This is a genomic window from Flavobacterium piscinae, from assembly GCF_004122145.1.
Classification (GTDB): Bacteria; Bacteroidota; Bacteroidia; order Flavobacteriales; family Flavobacteriaceae; genus Flavobacterium; species Flavobacterium piscinae.
The window spans coordinates 1-19,124 of the sequence record NZ_SBKQ01000006.1 but is presented as its reverse complement, the minus strand read 5'-3'; the positions used below and the strand labels follow the sequence as shown (position 1 = coordinate 19,124).

The following is a 19,124-nucleotide window of genomic DNA, read 5'->3' as shown; positions in this document are numbered from 1 at the left end:
TGTAAATGTGATTTAAAATTCAATTTTTTAAGAATTAATTGTTACTTTAGGCAAATGAATTTTTTAGCTCACATCTATCTTTCCGGCGATAACGAACTGCTTCAAATCGGCAATTTTATGGCCGATGGCATTCGTGGTAACGATTATTTGAATTATCCTCCGGAGGTTCAAAAAGGAATCATTTTGCATAGAGCTATTGATACATTTACGGATGCACACCCTATCTTTCGAAAGAGCAAACACCGATTGCATGAAAAATACGGTCATTATTCAGGTGTAATTATCGATATTTTTTACGACCATTTTTTAGCAAAAAATTGGAGTAAGTATTCCAATCAACCATTAGAGAAAGTGGCTATTTCTTTTTATGAAAATTTGAGAAGTCATTATGACATTTTAACCGAGAGAACCAAAGGAATGATGCCCTATATGATTGCCCGAAATTGGTTGGTAAGTTATGCCTCAATTGAAGGTTTATCGATGATTTTATTTCAAATGGATCATCGTACCAAAAACCGAGTTGATATGCATCTTTCAATAAATGAATTAAAGGAGTTTTATTCCGAATTTGAAGAAGAATTCACCGCTTTTTTTAAAGAATTACAAATCCATTGCCAAGAAAAACTTGCCACTTTATGAGAATTATTTCATTACTTCTTGTATTAATTTTATTAGGATGCAAATCCGAACAAACCACAATTCCAACCGGATTAGTGACCGAAAAAGCGATGGTAGTCTCTGCAAGAGAAGAAGCTTCTCAAATTGGAGTAGAAATCATGAAACAAGGAGGAAATGCCTTTGACGCGATGATAGCCACCGAATTAGCTTTGGCCGTTGCCTATCCATATGCCGGAAATATTGGTGGTGGTGGATTTATGGTGTATCGTAAAAATGATGGTGAAATAGGCAGTTTGGATTATCGGGAAAAAGCTCCGATTGCAGCTACTTCTGATATGTTTTTGGATGAAAACGGAAATGTAATCAAAGGGTTGAGTACCGAATCAGGCAAAAGTGTGGGTGTTCCCGGAACCATTGCCGGTGTTTTTGCCGTGCATGAAAAATTTGGGACGCTACCTATAGAAACTATATTAAAACCGGTAATTGAGTTGGCTCGAAAAGGTGTTGTGGTTACTCAAAAACAAGAAGAAAGATTATTTAAACACCGTGAAGCAATTGTTAAAGCAAATGGATATAAAACACTGTTTTCCAATGTTTTTAACGAAAAAGATACTATAAAATATTTGGCTTTAGCCAATACATTAGAACAGATTGCCCAAAACGGTCGAGATGAATTTTATAAAGGCGAAACAGCTAAAACTTTAGTCCATTATATTCAATCCAAAGGTGGAATCATTACACTTGAAGATTTAGAAAAATATGAAGCCATTTGGCGAAAACCAATCACTTTCACATACAAAAATTATAAACTTATATCAATGGCTCCACCAAGCAGTGGTGGAATCACATTAGGTCAAATTTTAAAAATGATTGAACCGTATGATGTAAACACCTTTCAACATAATTCTGAAAAGTACATTCAACTTTTGGTAGAAGCAGAACGAAGAGCATACGCTGATAGAAATCATTTTTTGGGCGATCCGGATTTTGTAAAAATTCCAAGTAAAGAACTTTTGGATGATGAATATTTAAAAGATAGAATGTCAACTTTTTCATTTGATGAAGCTACCAAATCTAGTGATGTTTCAAAAGGAAATATTCAATTTTCCGAAAGTATGGAAACTACTCATTATTCAATTATAGATCAATTTGGCAATGCCGTTTCTGCCACCACAACGATTAATGATGCGTATGGTTCTAAATTGTATTGTGATGAATTAGGCTTCTTTTTGAATAATGAAATGGATGATTTCTCATCTAAACCCGGCGAACCAAACATGTTTGGATTAACCGGTTCCAAGGCGAATAGCATTGCTCCTCAAAAAAGAATGTTGAGTTCGATGACGCCTACCCTTATTGAAAAAGAAGGAAAACTGTTTATGGTTGTCGGAACTCCGGGCGGTTCAACCATCATTACTTCCGTTTTACAAACGTTTTTAAATGTGGTAGAGTTTAACATGAGTATGCAAGAAGCGGTGAACACTCCTCGTTTTCATCACCAATGGTTGCCCGATGAAGTAATTTTTGAACCCAATTGTTTTACAACTGATTTATTGGAATCGTTAAAAAAGAAAAAGTACATCATCAATGAAAAAACCACCCCCGTTTTGGGAAAAGTAGATGCCATTCTCGTTCTTCCCAATGGAAAATATGAAGGTGGAGCCGACAAAAGAGGTGATGATAAAGCAATTGGATTTTAAATAAAAAAAATGAATTTTATTCAAGCACTTGAAAAAGAATTGTTGGCACATCGCAATGCTGAAAATGCCATTAAAATGGAAGCTTATATGAAAGACAACTTCCCGTTTTTAGGCATCAAAACAGAACAAAGAAGAATTATTTTAAAACAACTATGGAAAAAGCATAAACCTGAAATTCAATCAGATTTTAGAGGAATTAGTTGGTCACTTTTTACTAAAAAAGATCGCGATTTTCAGTATTGTGGCATGGAAATTTTAATTCAAGAAATTAAGAAAAACTACAAAAAAGAAGACGGTATATTAATTGAAAAATGGCTCACAACCCATTCTTGGTGGGATAGTGTTGATTTATTAGCAAAATACCTATTGGGGAATTATTTATTGCAATTTCCGGAACAAACATTGGAAGTTATTGAGCGATTTTCAAATTCTGAAAATAGGTGGCTCAATCGTAGTGCCATACTATTTCAATTGAATTATAAAAAAAATACTGATTTTGAATTGTTGAAATCAGAATGTGAAAAACATAAAAATTCAAAAGAGTTTTTTATTCAAAAAGCGATTGGTTGGGCACTGAGAGATTATGGAAGATTTAATCCAAATGCTGTAATAAACTATGTTGAAAATACAAACCTGAAACCATTAAGTAAAAAAGAAGCACTTCGAAATATTTTAAAGTAATCTTTTATTGCTATTTTTGTTCAATATTCTTGATTGATGCCGGTTAATAGAAAAACTCCTTTTAAAAACTTTTTTAGAAAGAACTTCAGAAGACTAGAAGGATTTATTTTTTATTTAAAATCTTTTTTATCTCCTAGACAATTTATTTATTTAGCCTGTTTTTTGGTAGGAGTTTCCTCTGCTTTGGCCGTAATTGTCTTAAAAACATTTGCTCACTGGGTGTATGTTTTTGCCCAATACATGGATTCTATTTTGCATTTACCCTACAGTAACAGTACACTACCAATTATTGGAATTGTACTTACTGCTTTTGTGGTAAAAAAAGCATTGGATGGTTTCATCGAAAAAGGCACTTCTCAAATCATGTATGCTGTTGCAAAAAAATCAGGCATCATGCCGAAAAAACAAATGTATGCTCAAATTATTACCAGTTCTCTAACAGTAGGTATGGGTGGTTCCGCCGGTTTAGAATCGCCTATCACCATCACAGGTGCTGCCTTTGGAAGTAATTTTGCTCAAAATTATCGGCTCAGTTATAAAGACAGAACACTTCTTCTAGCATGTGGAGTGGCTGCCGGAATTGCTGCTGCTTTTAATGCACCCATTGCCGGTGTATTATTTGCCATTGAAGTGGTTTTGATGGATGTGAGTATCACGGCTTTTATTCCGATTATGATTTCCTCGGCAACCGGTGCAATTGTTTCGGCAATTTTATTGAAAGATGAAATTCTATTTACCTTCAGTAAACAATTGAATTTTGATTATCATAACTTGCCTTTTTATATACTGTTAGGAGTAGTATCGGGTTTTGTTTCCATAAATTATGCACGAACTTTCCGAAATATTGAACATCATTTTGAAAAATCACGTCTAAAACCCATTCGAAAAGCATTATACGGAGCCTTTATTTTAGCCATTCTCATTTTCTTTTTCCCAACGTTATTTGGTGAAGGATATGAAAGTATAAAAATGCTTGCCAATACAAATCCGCAACAAATTTTAGAAAATACCGTACTCCAAAACTTTAAAGATAATATTTGGATTTTACTCCTCTTTGTCGGAGCCACAATGTTTATTAAAGTTTATGCCACGAGTATTACCATTGGAAGTGGTGGAAACGGTGGTAACTTTGCTCCCTCTCTATTTGTGGGTTCTTATTTGGGATTCGTTGTAGCCACTTTTTTCAATCAAGTTGGTTTTAAACTTCCTGTCATTAATTTTACGATGGTGGGAATGGCAGGAATACTCAGCGGATTGTTCCATGCACCACTCACAGCCATTTTCCTTATTGCCGAAATTACAAGTGGGTATAGTTTAATGGTGCCTTTAATGGTGGTATCTTCCATCAGTTTTGCTATTTCCAAACGGTATGAACCCTATTCGTTTGATATAAAAAATCTAGCTGCCAAAGGCGATGTGTTTACCGATGATCGCGATCGGAATATTCTTTCGGGCATAACACCTTATAATCTCATTCAAACCAATATTCAAACTTTGAAATTATCCAATTCATTGGAAGAGTTAATACAAAAACTTTCAAATTATAATCAATCCGTTTTTCCGGTTGTAAATGATAAAAATGAATTAATTGGCATGGTAAATTTTGAAGAAATCAGACCTTATTTATTCAACAATTATAAAGTTAAATTTACTCCACTACAAGATATTATGCGTCCCCCAAAAGAACAAGTCAACTATGATGAAACAGCGGATTCCATCATGGACAAATTTGATCGATCACAAGAAGATTTTCTTCCTGTTTTAAAAAATAATCAAGTGATTGGATTGTTATCAAAAACAGCAATATTAGAAGCATATCGTGTTCGATTAAAAAATATGATTATTGAATAATTTCTTACTATCGGATAGAATTATTTTTTTATTCAAACGATACTAGTATCTTTGTGGGGTTATGTGGAAAATTGATACATCCTATCGACCCGAATTTCAATCGACATTTGAAAGATTGTATGATAAGCTAGCTGTTTTAAATCAAAGCAGACCGCTTCCTGCTATTGCTTTGCGAAAAATCAAAGAATCATTAACCATTGAATGGACGTATAATTCCAACAGTATTGAAGGAAACACGTTGACGTTACGTGAAACGCAAATGGTTTTACAAGAAGGAATTACTGTAAAAGGAAAATCATTAAGGGAACATTTTGAAGCCAAAAACCATGAAAAAGCAATTGACTATTTGTATTCGATAGTGAATGAAAAGTATACTTTACGAAGTATCGATATTTTATCGTTGCATGAATTAGTTTTACGAATGATTGAGGATGAATTTGCCGGACGTATCAGAAATGGTGGTGTTCGAATTACAGGAGCCAATTTTGTTCCGCCGAACGCCAACAAAGTTTCAGATTTACTAGATGAATTGATAAATTTTGTAAATACCAATCCGTTGGAACTAAATGATATAGAATTGGCAACAGTTTTCCATCATAAACTCGTTTGGATTCATCCTTTTTTTGATGGAAATGGTAGAACCGTTCGTTTAGCCATGAATTTATTGTTAATGCGAAAAGGATTTCCTCCGGCAATTATTTTAAAAAATGACCGAAAAAAATATTACGAAGCCCTCAACCAAGCCAATTCGGGCAATTATCAAAAATTGATGTTGTTGATGAGTCAGGCTTTGGAAAGAACATTGAATATTTACATCAGTTCTTTACCGGATAATGATTATGATTTTCAGGAAATTTCCAATATTGTTAGTGAACCCAATGAATTGCCTTACAGCCAAGAATATATCAGTTTATTGGCTCGCCAAGGAAAAATTGATGCCCACAAAGAAGGCAGGAATTGGTATACTACCAAAAAAGCCATTGAAGAATATATAGCGAATAGGAAAAGGATTAGGTAGTTTTCAGTCGCAGTTTACAGTTGCAGTCGCAGTTTACAGTCGCAGTCACAGTTTACAGTCGCAGTCGCAGTTTTCAGTGGAGTTTTCAGTCTCAGTCGCAGTTTACAGTTTACAGTCACAGTTAGCAGCATATACTGTCAACTGCGACTGTTTACTGGGACTGTTTACTGAGACTGAAAACTGAGACTGAAAACTGAGACTATTTTGTTTTCTCTCCCACAAAATAATCATTCGTACTCTTGAACAACACATTAAATGTGGTTAAACTTCCATAAATTCGAGTGATGTATTGTTGCAAATCAATCTTTTCAGCTTCATCTAAATTACTGGCATTGATTTTTTGCTCCATAACTCTTAAACGGTCACGAACCATAATAATTTTATGGAAAAATGTATCGATTGGCACTTCTTTATTTTGCGTGGCTGTTCCGGGTTCTAGAATCAATTTTCCACCTTTCCATTTATCAGCTATCGGTACAATTTGTGACACATCCGACCATTTTTGCAATAAATTTTTCAGTGTTTTTTCTACTTCATAAAAACTAACCGAATCTACCTCGTCTTCTAATGCTTCAATGACTTCAAATTCACTATCCACATCGATGGTTTCTAATCCATTTTCGATAAAAGTTACCCAATAATGTTTGGAAGTTACATTGGTTACTACTCCTAAACCGTATTCGGCGTGTTTAATTCTGGAACCGATTCCTAGTATTTTCATATTTTAAGTTTGACGTTTAATTTTTTCAAAAATAGAAATTGTTTAACAAATTCTTCTTATCTGTCTGTATAAATCTTGCTGTTAAAATTGTAACTTTGCGTTTTGCGAAAAAATCATGCAACATTCAGACGAAACGATTGAAATAATTGGTGCTCGGGCTCACAACCTCAAGAACATTGACGTATCTATTCCAAGAGAAAAATTGGTAGTCATTACCGGACTTTCAGGCTCGGGTAAATCTTCCTTGGCTTTTGATACCATTTATGCCGAAGGACAACGACGATACATCGAAACTTTTTCAGCCTATGCCCGACAATTTTTAGGTGGATTGGAACGTCCGGATGTGGATAAAATTGACGGACTTTCGCCTGTCATTGCCATTGAACAAAAAACAACCAGCAAAAGTCCCCGTTCTACAGTTGGTACCATTACCGAAATTTACGATTTTCTACGTTTATTATTTGCCAGAGCCGGTGAAGCTTATAGTTATAACACCGGCGAAAAAATGGTTTCCTATTCCGATGAACAAATCAAAAGTCTTATCATTGAAAATTTTAAAGGAAAACGTATTAATATTTTAGCTCCAATTGTTCGTTCCCGGAAAGGTCATTATGCTGAGTTATTTCAGCAAATTGGGAAACAAGGCTTTGTAAAAGTGCGTGTGGATGGTGAAATTCAGGATTTGATTAGTGGTATGAAAGTCGATCGCTATAAAACCCACGACATTGAAATTGTAATTGACCGCATGCAAATCGAAAACGATGAAGAAACCGACAAACGTCTGACAGAAAGCATCAAAACCGCTATGCATCATGGAGATGATGTGATGATGGTGATTGAACATGAAAGTAAAGAAGTGCGTTATTTCAGCAGAACGTTAATGTGTCCAACTTCAGGAATTTCCTATCCGAATCCGGAACCGAATAATTTTTCATTCAATTCGCCCAAAGGGGCTTGCGAAAGTTGTAATGGTTTGGGAACCATCAATCAAATTAATTTGAAAAAAATTATTCCTAATCCAAAATTAAGCATCAAACAAGGTGGTTTTGCTCCGTTGGGTGAATTCAAATCGAATTGGATTTTCAAACAATTGGAAACGATTGGTGAAAAATATGGTTTCAAATTGACCGATGCGGTTGAATCCATTTCAGATGAAGCTATGGAAATGATTTTGAATGGAGGGAAAGAAAAATTTTCAGTGGAATCCAAGACATTGGGAATTACTAAAGAATATAAGATTGAGTTTGAAGGGATTTCCAATTTCATCAAAAATCAATTTGACGAGAGCAGTTCCACGTCTATTAAACGTTGGGCTAAAGAATTTATGGATGAAATTGATTGTCCGGAATGTGAAGGTTCACGTTTGAAAAAAGAAGCGTTGTATTTCAAAATTCATGAAAAAAATATTGCCGATTTATCACAAATGGATATTTCGGAATTGTATGAATGGTTTTTGAAATTAGATGAAAATTTATCGAATAAACAAAAAGCCATTGCAGTTGAAATTACGAAAGAAATTAAAGCCCGATTGCAATTTTTGTTGGATGTAGGGTTGAATTATTTGTCATTAAATCGCAGTTCCAAATCGCTTTCGGGTGGTGAAGCCCAACGGATTCGATTGGCTACACAAATTGGTTCGCAACTGGTAGGTGTTTTATATATTTTGGATGAACCGAGCATTGGTTTGCATCAAAGAGACAATGAACGATTGATTAATTCGTTAGAAAATTTGCGAGATATTGGTAATTCCGTTTTGGTGGTTGAACACGATAAAGACATGATTGAACGTGCCGATTGGGTGATTGATATTGGCCCAAAAGCCGGACGTTTTGGCGGTAGAATCATCAGTGAAGGAACACCACAACAATTGCTTTCTGAAACGACAACTACCGCTCAATACATGAGTGGAAAAATGAAAATTGAAGTCCCCAAAAAACGTCGGTTAGGAAACGGAAAAGTGCTCAAATTAACTGGAGCAACCGGCAATAATTTAAAAAATGTTACAGCAGAATTTCCTTTGGGAAAACTCATTTGCGTGACCGGAGTTTCGGGAAGTGGAAAATCGACACTAATTAATGAAACCCTCTACCCTATTCTAAACGAACATTTTTTTAATGCAGTAAAAAAACCACAACCATTCAAAAAGATTGAAGGATTAGAACACATTGATAAAGTAATCGACATCGACCAAAGTCCGATTGGTCGAACACCTCGAAGCAATCCGGCCACTTATACGGATGTTTTTTCTGAAATCAGAAGTCTGTTTACGCAAACACCGGAAGCCATGATTCGTGGCTATAAAGCCGGACGTTTTAGTTTTAATGTGGCAGGTGGACGATGTGAAACGTGTGAAGGTTCAGGAGTTCGCACCATCGAAATGAGTTTTTTACCGGATGTATATGTGGAATGTGAAACTTGCATGGGTAAACGTTTTAATAGGGAAACCCTAGAAATTCGCTACAAAGGAAAATCCATTTCGGATGTGTTGAACATGACGGTAGATGAAGCGGTTGAGTTTTTTGAAAACATTCCAAAAATTTATCGAAAAGTGAAGACAATTCAAGATGTTGGTTTGGGTTATATTACGTTAGGACAACAAAGTACTACCCTTTCAGGCGGCGAAGCCCAACGGATTAAATTGGCTACCGAATTGTCCAAAAAAGATACCGGAAATACGTTTTACATCTTAGATGAGCCCACTACCGGCTTGCATTTTGAAGATATTCGGGTGCTGATGGAAGTGATTACCAAATTGGTTGACAAAGGAAACACCGTTTTGGTCATAGAACACAACATGGATGTTATTAAACTGGCCGACCATATTATTGATATTGGTTTAGAAGGCGGAAAAGGCGGTGGCGAAATTGTTTGCAAAGGAACACCGGAAGAAGTTGTGAAAAACAAAAAGAGTTTAACGGCTCAATTCTTAAAAAAAGAATTATTTTAGCATGTTTGTTTAATTTTAAAAGAAAAGAAAAATGGCTGCAGACCAGTACGAAAACGAAGACCACAGAATACAAGAAAAATTCAAGCAAAAAACGTGGAATGAGATACGAACCAATGACTCTTGGGCAATTTTTAAAATCATGTCCGAGTTTGTAAACGGATATGAAAGTATGGCCAGAATTGGGCCTTGTGTTTCTATTTTTGGTTCGGCAAGAACAAAACCGGAAGATAAATATTACCAATTGGCTGAACGCATTGCTTACAAAATCAGTAAAGCCGGATATGGTGTGATTACCGGTGGTGGTCCAGGTATTATGGAAGCCGGAAACAAAGGAGCACATCGAGGTGAAGGAACTTCGGTAGGATTGAATATTGAATTGCCATTTGAGCAACACTTCAATCCGTATATTGATAAAGATAAAAACCTAAATTTTGATTATTTCTTTGTTCGCAAAGTTATGTTTGTCAAATATTCACAAGGATTTGTGGTGATGCCTGGTGGATTTGGAACGCTGGATGAATTGTTTGAAGCCGTAACCTTAATTCAAACGAAAAAAATTGGAAAATTCCCGATTATTTTGGTTGGAACTGAATTTTGGTCCGGCCTATTAGATTGGATTCAAAACGTTATGATTGACAAACAGAAAAATGCCAGTCCGGAAGATATGAATTTAATAAAAGTAGTGGATACTGAAGATGAAGTTGTTGAAGTGCTCGATGCCTTCTATAAAAAATACAATTTAAGTCCAAACTTTTAAACATAAAAAAAACCGCAAAATCAAAACGAAATTTGCGGTTTTTCTTTTCTAAAGTGATTCTGTAAGTAAGATACGTATTTATTTAATGATAATTTTCTTAGTCCATTTTTGACTATCCGATTCAATATTCATCAAATACATTCCCGAAGCTAAATTCAATTTTAATTGTGTAAACCCATTCATTTTAGTTTGATAAACTTGAACGCCTTCTAAAGAAAAAATCGTTACATCAGCTGCGTTTTCAAGACCACTAATCGTGATTTCATCGCTTGCCGGAATGGGATATACTTTCACCTGGCTAAAATTATTTTCCCCTACACTTAGCGGAGCAAACCATTGGTCACCAAAATTATCGCCAAAAACATAATTGGCTAATTCCGGATAATCAATAAACGGATTTCGATTCAATTGCCAGGTGTAGATGTAATTATTTCGATTCATTTCAAAATCATCCGAAGGATCCGTTTCATTCCATTCTAACAACGAAGCTAAGTCGCCCATTTGTCCCACAATTGTATCCGGAGGATTTCCATTCACTAAAGTCAAACCATTGTAACGAACAGCCATATAAAATAAAGAACGGGCTACATCACCTTTCCAAGTTCCTGTATTTCCTGTGGGACCATTATAATCACTTCCATAATCGCGATTACCTCTGGAACTGTTTTCCTGACCATCTTCGGAACGAATGTGATGAGCATCCGAATGTCCTGCCAAAATATCATTAGCATTGGTAGGCAACCAAATGTCTATTCCATCCGGAAACGAGGAAGTGCCTCCCGAAAAACCACCACGTGATTGCGGAAAAATATGTTCTCGATTCCAAAAACCTACAATACTTGCTCCGGTTTGGTAATCAATTTTTGTTTGCGGACGCTCCACATACATCAACCAAACTTGGTTATTATTGGCCGGGTTTTGATCGGCGTTGTTTAAAATTTCAACTACATCGCCATACGAATGGGCACGCACAACTTCCGGATTGGCAATGATGTCTTGAATTGCCTGCTTCAAAGCATTGCCCGAAAGGCCTTCTAAAGACGCATAATAGCCTGCCGGTGCTGTACTAGAAACATTTCCGTAGGTGGGTGTCAGAGGTGTTCCCCATTCTGCTACTTCAAAATTTACGTCTAAAACACGAACTTTTACATTATTATTTAAGGTGATATAGCCTTCCGGCAAAGTCTCAACAACAATTGACATTTCTTCGTCTCCATCGTTAAGGCCATCATTCAAAATTTCAATTATTGTGGAAGCTGAAGAAGTTCCAATCGGAATCGTAATGGAAATTGTACCCGAATAATCATCTGTTGAAAATGTTCCGTTGTTTAAATTCAATGTAAAATTAACTGTTTCTGCTACGGGTGTATCCGTTTCAAATGAAATGGTCACACTTTCACCTTCATTCAATAAAGTGGTTGAAGTAATTACTTCTATTCCATTGTATATAATTCCGGTTCCGTCATTATTTGCTCGTGGTGTGGGGGTTTTCACTTCATACGTCCCGTCATTTTTGCGTTGAATTGATTGAGATGCTGCTAAACTGTTTACATTTTCGTTGGTTTGAACAAAAACATTTAAAGCGGTTTGCAAAGCAGTAGCTTGCGTGGCACTATTTCCATAAATTATCGCATCCACTAAATTATTAGTCGTGGCGGGAGTATCAATCGGAAATGAATCAATTACATCTTGGTAAATGGCAATGGCATCCGGTCCGTTTTGCACTGTATTTTGGGGGAAGAGCCTTGAAGGAGCAGGATTAACTTGAGAGTTTCCTAATAATACAATTCCGTTTCCATCAGTAACTAAACCACTTAAATCAATCGATGTATAACTTAACGTTCCTGTTCCACCGGTACTACCATTAAAAAAAACTAAGATGTAACCGTCAAGCGAAAAATAGGGAGTTTCAGATTTTAGTTCTACTATTTCAAGAACATCCAGTCCGGGGGTATCGGCATCAACTTCATTAATAACCACTTGTGCATTAAAGCAAAAAGGCAATAAAAAGACGACCCAAAGAAGTACTCTTTTTGTCATGGTAATTTTAGTTTTAGCAAATTTACTGATTTTAGGCTTTACAGATGGCTTTTTTAACAATTTAAACATTTTAATAACATTTTGATGTAAATAATTTAATATCTTTCAACCTAAAAAATTGCCATTGCATTCCTTTGTTAAAATTATCTTTTTATTCGCAGTATTATTGAGCGGAAAATGTTCTTTTGCCCAAAATACAAATTCGATTTATGTGGAATTGCTTCCCGAACAAAAAGGGCTGACCGTTTTACAAGAAATTGTTTTTCACAATACCGGAACAGACAGTTTGAGTAAAATTATTTTGAATGATTGGAACAATGCATTTTCAGCAAAAAACACACCGCTGGCAAAACGGTTTTCTGATGAATTTGTTCGAAGTTTTCACTTGGCAAAATCTTATGAAAGAGGAAGCACCTCTGCCATCACCATCATTGATGAAAATAAAACTTTTTTAGATTGGTGTCGTCCCGAAAGACATCCGGATTTGATTGAAGTTTCATTACAAGAAAAATTGGCTCCCAACCAAAAAATAAAATTTAACCTAACCTATCGAGTCAAAATCCCTAGTGATAAATTCACCAAATATGGTTACACAAGTGAAGGTGGTTTTCATCTCAAAGACTGGTTTTTAACCCCGGCACGATTTGAAAACAATGCTTTTTGTCTCAATAGCAATTACAATGTGGATGACATTACCAATGCCCCTGCAGATTATCACATCACCTTTAAAACTCCACAAAACCAAAGGCTTTTTACAGATTTGAATATGGTATCCATCGAAAACCAAGGTAAGCATACAATTTATACGTTGGAAGGAAAAAACAGAATGGACTTTTCTATTTACACCGAACAACAAATCACCTTTAATCGGTATAAAAATGCCATTGCCGACGTTTATACGAATTTAAAAGACAATCGCCTTGACGATATTCAAAAAGCAGTAATCATTGATAGAGTTGTCAAATTTACGGATGAAATCATTGGTTCAACTACTAATTCAACTATCCTTGTTTCACAGGCTGATTATGAACGAAATCCGTTTTATGGTTTGAATCAACTTCCCGCTTTCATCAGTCCATATCCCGATAACTTTTTATATGAAATAAAATTTTTAAAAACCTATGTTTATGAGTATTTAAAGAGCAATTTAAAATTAAACGCTCGTGAGGACAATTGGATCTACGATGCCATCCAAGTACATATCATGATGAAATACATCGATGAACATTATCCCGATATGAAAATGATGGGTAATATTTCCAAACTCAAAATATTAAAAGGGTTTAATTTATTCGCTTTGGATTTTAATAAGCAATACAGCTATTATTATATGCTGATGGCCAGAAAAAACCTCGACCAACCCATCGGAAATCCTAAAAACACGTTACTCAAATTCAACGAACAAATTGCCGGAAAATACCGTGCCGGCTTGAGCTTAAAATACCTGGATGACTATTGCGGAAATAACTTGGCCACCAAAAGTATTCAATCGTTTATTCAACTGAATCAACGCCAACAAACCTCATCAAAAGATTTCGAAAAAATATTAAGGCAAAACTGTCCCAACAACATTGATTGGTTTTTTGAGACCATTATTAATTCCAGAGACATCATCGACTATAAATTTACCGAGGTTTCTAAAACAAATGACAGCATTGCCTTTACCGTTCGTAATAAAACCGGTGTCGTGGTTCCTATACCGATTTTTGGTTTGAAAAATGGTGAAATCGTATTCAAAGATTGGCTGGAAAACATTAAAACCGACTCCACCATCACGATAAGTCGAAAAGATGCCGATCGAATTGTATTGAATTATGAAAATGAAGTACCGGAATACAACTTGAGAAACAACTGGAAATCACTCAAAAATTATTCATTCAATGACCGTCCGATAAAATTTAATTTTCTCAAAGACTTAGAAGACCCCTATCACAATCAAATTTTATATGTGCCAACTTTAGAATATAACTTGTATAACGGTTTGATGCCGGGAATGCGATTTCACAATAAAACATTTTTAGATAAACCTATTATTTTTGATGTCAATCCTGCTTACTCAACTTTGACTCAGAAAATGATTGGAAACTTTCGTTTGATTGGAAATCAGTTTCGTAGAGACAGTGATATTTACCTGATTCGCTATCAATTTTCCGGACAATTCTTCGATTATGCTCAGAATGCCGGCTATATTCGTTTTAATCCGATGATACAGTTCTTCAAACGGCCGGATAACTACCGTGACAATCGAAAAGAATCACTGATGATTCGACAAGTGATTGTGGAACGGGAAGAATCGCCTTTTGTTTCTTTAGAAGGAAGAAATGAAAATTACTCTATTTTCAATGCGAGGTATTTTAATGTAAAAACCGAAGTAAAAAACCATTTTGCATTCAAAACCGATCTTCAACTCGCCAATTCCTTTGGAAAAGCAGCCGTTGAATTGGAATATCGAAAATTATTTGAAAGTAATCGACAAGTAAACCTTCGCTTTTTCGCGGGTTCATTTTTATACCGTAAAACCAATTCAGACTTCTTTAGTTTTGCTCTTGACCGACCCACCGATTACTTATTTGATTATGGCTTGTATGGCCGTTCTGAAACCACCGGTCTATTTAGTCAACAATACATAGTGGCGGAAGGAGCATTTAAAGCAAAGTTAGACACTCCTTTTGCCAACCAATGGATAACCACGTTTAATTCGAGTGTAAATATTTGGAATTGGGTGGAAGTCTACGGCGACCTTGGTGCATTGAAAAATGAAAATGAATCAGCCAAGTTTGTGTACGACAGTGGTATTCGACTCAATCTGGTGACCGACTATTTTGAACTTTACTTCCCCGTTTACTCTTCCAACGGTTGGGAAGTCGGAAAAAGCAATTACGGTGAACGCATCCGATTTATGGTCACTTTAAGTCCGAATGTGTTGGTAAGTTTATTTACTCGAAAATGGTTTTAATCCATCATTACATCTTTAATAAATTACATTTTATTCATAAATATAGCTTTTTTACAATAAAAAACATAATTTAAAACAAATAAATTAGATGTTTTTTATCAATACCATAAAATTATTTTTATGCTGTTTGTATTGTTTTTCGAACTTTTTACTTAAATTTGTTCGATACAAGAATTTTTATTGATTTATGACAGCACCAGAAACCAAACAAGCCATGACGTTTGAGGATTTCCGAACAGAAGTTTTAAACGACTATAAAATTGCCATTACCAGCAGAGAATGTTCGCTTCTAGGCCGACGTGAAGTACTCACCGGAAAAGCAAAATTCGGTATTTTTGGTGACGGAAAAGAAGTGCCGCAATTGGCCATGGCCAAAGCGTTTCAAAATGGTGATTTCCGTTCAGGTTATTACCGCGATCAAACGTTCATGATGGCCATTGGTCAATTAACAATTCAACAGTTTTTTGCCGGATTATATGGTCATACCGATTTGGAACACGATCCAATGAGTGCCGGTCGCCAAATGGGAGGACATTTTGCAACTCATTCTCTAGATGAAAACGGAAACTGGAACGACTTAACCAAACAAAAAAACTCCAGTGCCGACATCTCTCCTACCGCCGGACAAATGCCGCGTTTGTTAGGTTTGGCACAAGCTTCTAAAATTTACAGAAATGTTTCGGTTTTATCGAAAAAAAATAAATTCTCCGAAAACGGAAACGAAATTGCTTGGGGAACCATAGGTAATGCGAGCACCTCTGAAGGGCTGTTTTTTGAAACCATCAACGCTGCCGGAGTTTTACAAGTGCCCATGGTCATGAGTGTGTGGGATGATGAATACGGTATTTCCGTGCATGCTCGTCATCAGACTACCAAAGAAAATATCTCTGAAATTCTGAAAGGATTTCAACGTGATGAAGACAACAAAGGGTTCGAAATCATGAACGTGTTGGGTTGGAATTATGCCGCTTTGGTGGGCACTTACCAACGGGCAGCACAAATAGCCCGGGAAGAACATGTTCCCGTGTTGATTCACGTAAACGAACTTACGCAACCGCAAGGTCACTCCACATCAGGAAGTCATGAACGCTACAAAAATGCCGAACGTTTAGCATGGGAAGCCGAATTTGATTGTTTGGCTCAAATGCGTTTGTGGATGATTGCCAATAACATTGCTACGGCTGAAGAAATTGAGGAAATTGACAATGTAACCAAAAAAGAAGTGTTAGAAGGCAAAAAAGCCGCCTGGACTGCGTTTCTAGAGCCATTTAAAAAAGAGCAAAACGAGTTGGTTGCTTTATTAGAAAGCATTGCCTCTACCAGTGTTAACCGCGTTTTTATTCAAAAATATGCCAACGATTTAAAAGAAATCAAAGAACCGATTCGCAAAGACATTATTACCATTGCTCGAAAAGTGCTTCGGATGATTGTGGGTGAAAAAGGTCAACCGCAATTGGCAACGTGGATTAAAAACTACTTGACGAATATTCAACCGAAATTTAGTTCACATTTATTTTCTGAATCAGCTCATCAAGTCACATCTGTCAAAGAAGTTGTTCCAACTTATGATAACAACGCCGAAGAAGTAGATGCACGTTTAGTGCTTCGGGATAATTTTGATGCCATTTTCAGTAAACACCCTGAAGTACTTGTTTTTGGAGAAGATTCAGGAAACATTGGCGATGTAAACCAAGGTTTAGAAGGCATGCAAGAAAAATACGGCGAGTTACGTGTAGCCGATGCCGGTATTCGTGAAGCCACTATTTTAGGACAAGGAATCGGGATGGCGATGCGTGGCCTTCGCCCTATTGCCGAAATTCAATATTTAGATTATTTGCTATACGCTATTCAAATCATGAGTGATGATTTGGCTACACTTCAATACCGCACCAAAGGCCGTCAGAAAGCACCGTTGATTATTCGTACACGTGGCCACCGATTAGAAGGTGTTTGGCATTCCGGTTCTCCAATGGGAATGATCATCAATGCCGTGCGTGGTATTCACGTATTGGTTCCACGAAACATGACCAAAGCTGCCGGATTTTATAACACTTTATTGGAAACCGACGAACCGGCTCTACTGGTTGAATGTTTGAACGGGTATCGTTTAAAAGAAAAAATGCCAACCAATTTAGGAGCGTTTAAAACCCCTATTGGCGTGGTGGAAACCATCAAAAAAGGAACTGATATTACCATTGTTTCGTATGGTTCAACCTTGCGTTTGGTAGAACAAGCTGCAAAAGAATTATTAGAAGTAGGTATTGATTGTGAAATCATTGATATACAATCCCTTTTACCTTTTGACATCAACCATGACATTAAGAAAAGTTTAGCCCGTACCAACCGCCTTTTGGTGGTAGATGAAGACGTGCCTGGTGGAGCTTCTGCCTTTATTTTGCAACACGTGCTTGATGTACAAAATGGCTATGATTATTTAGACAGTAAACCACAAACCTTAGCGGCTCAACCGCATCGTCCGGCGTATGGAACGGATGGCGATTACTTTAGTAAACCCTCCGCCGAAGACATCTACGAAAAAGTATACGCCATGATGCATGAAGTGAACCCAAAAGATTACCCGGCACTGTACTAAAATAAATACGACATTAAAACCGCTTTTAGGCGGTTTTTTTGTTTTACAGTAAAACATAATTTTTTAAAGGGAATGATTTACTTTGGATGGTTTATTTTATATTTGATAAAAGTTATATAAACTTGCGTATATTTACTAGTTAGCGGGCATAATAAATAAAACAATGAAACAAATAATTACCACCTTGTTTTGCTTCATTTTAACGAGCAGTAAATTGTTTTCTCAGTCAGAAATCAGCACGGTTGATATAAGAAACTTTTGGAATGCGTACAATTTACTTGAAACAGCACGTACAAAAGCTGATAGTGTTCTTATTTTTCAAACAGAATATTTCAACAAGGCTACACAAGCAAATAAAAAATTTATAAAACTTCGAAAGTTCACTGCAGAGGAAGTTGTCAACGTTATTCAGCGGTATCCACTTTATTTTTCATCCATAAAGGATAATAGTAATAAAATTGATTCTCAAGTAGAAGAGATAAATAAATATTTGTCAAAATTAGCAGAAATTTTACCAGGCTTTTCACCTCCAAAGATATGTTTTGCTTTTGGTTGTCTTAGAACTGGAGGCACGGTGTCAAAAAACACAATTCTAGTCGGAACAGAAATGATAACAGCAGACTCAACATCAATCTTTGATGAATTATCTCCTTGGCTTAAAAGTGTCGTAAGCAAAACAGGAGACATTACCCCTTTAATAATTCACGAAGCAGTGCACACCTATCAAAAAAACAAATACACCAAAGATCTGCCATCAACTATAATCAAGGAAGGGTTTGCAGAATTCGTTACATGCAATCTTTTAATGCTTGACAATAATCCTGTGCTACACTCTTACGGAAATAAAAATGAATGTAGTTTATGGAAGTCCTTTATTTCGGATTTTAAGAATGGCATAACAGATTATTCAGATTGGGTATATGGTGGTTCCACAGACGAAAATAGACCGGCAGATTTAGGTTACTACATAGGACTAAAAATCATAGAAGAATATTACTTGAACAGCACCGATAAATCAGAAGCCTTGGAGTATTTATCAGATTGTGATAATTATGGCCTAATTTTTAAATCATCAAAGTATAATGGAAATTGTAAATAGTACAAAATTACGACCCGCTAATCGAGTAGACTGCCCTGCCAGAAACTGACAGGAAGAGCCTCTCACACCACCGAGCGTACGGGTCACGTACTCGGCGGTTCGCAAAGAGATGGGTTGAGTTGAATGTAGCATTCCATTAAGGT

12 protein-coding genes are annotated in these 19,124 nt (G+C 36.1%); 10 read left to right on the top strand and 2 right to left on the bottom strand.

The genetic code is table 11. From position 1 onward, the window contains the following. Positions 1-54: 54 nt before the first annotated feature. The 5 genes from EQG68_RS06700 (at position 55) to EQG68_RS06680 (ending at position 5,868) form a co-directional block, all read left to right on the top strand. Positions 55-639, top strand: coding sequence for an acyl carrier protein phosphodiesterase (locus EQG68_RS06700; protein WP_129464022.1), 585 nt, complete (start codon positions 55-57; stop codon positions 637-639). After that, positions 636-2,318, top strand: a complete 1,683-nt coding sequence (gene ggt / locus EQG68_RS06695) for a gamma-glutamyltransferase (protein ID WP_129464021.1) — start codon at positions 636-638, stop codon at positions 2,316-2,318. The genes EQG68_RS06700 and ggt overlap by 4 nt, the downstream gene beginning before the upstream one ends. A 9-nt stretch (positions 2,319-2,327) precedes the next feature. Then, entirely contained in the window at positions 2,328-2,999 is a 672-nt protein-coding gene (locus EQG68_RS06690; RefSeq protein ID WP_129464020.1) for a DNA alkylation repair protein, read from the top strand. 36 nt (positions 3,000-3,035) lie between these two features. After that, a complete protein-coding gene (locus tag EQG68_RS06685) occupies positions 3,036-4,850 on the top strand; it encodes a chloride channel protein (protein ID WP_129464019.1) in 1,815 nt (604 codons plus the stop codon). A gap of 61 nt (positions 4,851-4,911) precedes the next feature. After that, the gene (locus EQG68_RS06680) at positions 4,912-5,868 is read left to right on the top strand and encodes a Fic family protein (protein WP_129464018.1); all 957 of its coding nucleotides are present in this window, start codon (positions 4,912-4,914) and stop codon (positions 5,866-5,868) included. Positions 5,869-6,067: 199 nt separating this feature from the next. Here the strand turns inward: EQG68_RS06680 and EQG68_RS06675 are convergent, their stop codons facing one another. Further along, positions 6,068-6,589, bottom strand: coding sequence for a hypothetical protein (locus tag EQG68_RS06675; protein ID WP_026711218.1), 522 nt, complete (start codon positions 6,587-6,589; stop codon positions 6,068-6,070). Positions 6,590-6,704: 115 nt separating this feature from the next. On the opposite strand from EQG68_RS06675, the gene uvrA reads away from it, so the two are divergent. Further along, positions 6,705-9,536 carry an excinuclease ABC subunit UvrA gene (gene uvrA, locus EQG68_RS06670; RefSeq protein ID WP_129464017.1) on the top strand — a complete coding sequence of 944 codons (2,832 nt, stop codon included), beginning with the start codon at positions 6,705-6,707 and terminating at the stop codon, positions 9,534-9,536. Between the two features lie 31 nt (positions 9,537-9,567). Further along, positions 9,568-10,293, top strand: a complete 726-nt coding sequence (locus EQG68_RS06665) for an LOG family protein (protein ID WP_129464016.1) — start codon at positions 9,568-9,570, stop codon at positions 10,291-10,293. Positions 10,294-10,371: 78 nt separating this feature from the next. Here EQG68_RS06665 and EQG68_RS06660 read toward each other — a convergent pair whose 3' ends face one another. Next, positions 10,372-12,333 carry an endonuclease gene (locus EQG68_RS06660; protein WP_129464015.1) on the bottom strand — a complete coding sequence of 654 codons (1,962 nt, stop codon included), beginning with the start codon at positions 12,331-12,333 and terminating at the stop codon, positions 10,372-10,374. 124 nt (positions 12,334-12,457) lie between these two features. On the opposite strand from EQG68_RS06660, the gene EQG68_RS06655 reads away from it, so the two are divergent. From EQG68_RS06655 to EQG68_RS06645, 3 genes are all read left to right on the top strand, one after another. Continuing rightward, positions 12,458-15,289: a gluzincin family metallopeptidase gene (locus tag EQG68_RS06655; protein ID WP_246011669.1), complete on the top strand. Its 2,832-nt coding sequence runs from the start codon at positions 12,458-12,460 to the stop codon at positions 15,287-15,289. A gap of 187 nt (positions 15,290-15,476) precedes the next feature. Then, positions 15,477-17,882, top strand: coding sequence for an alpha-ketoacid dehydrogenase subunit alpha/beta (locus tag EQG68_RS06650; protein ID WP_129464014.1), 2,406 nt, complete (start codon positions 15,477-15,479; stop codon positions 17,880-17,882). A gap of 163 nt (positions 17,883-18,045) precedes the next feature. Then, positions 18,046-18,981: a gliding motility protein GldB-related protein gene (locus tag EQG68_RS06645; protein ID WP_129464013.1), complete on the top strand. Its 936-nt coding sequence runs from the start codon at positions 18,046-18,048 to the stop codon at positions 18,979-18,981. The last annotated feature ends 143 nt before the right edge of the window (positions 18,982-19,124 follow it).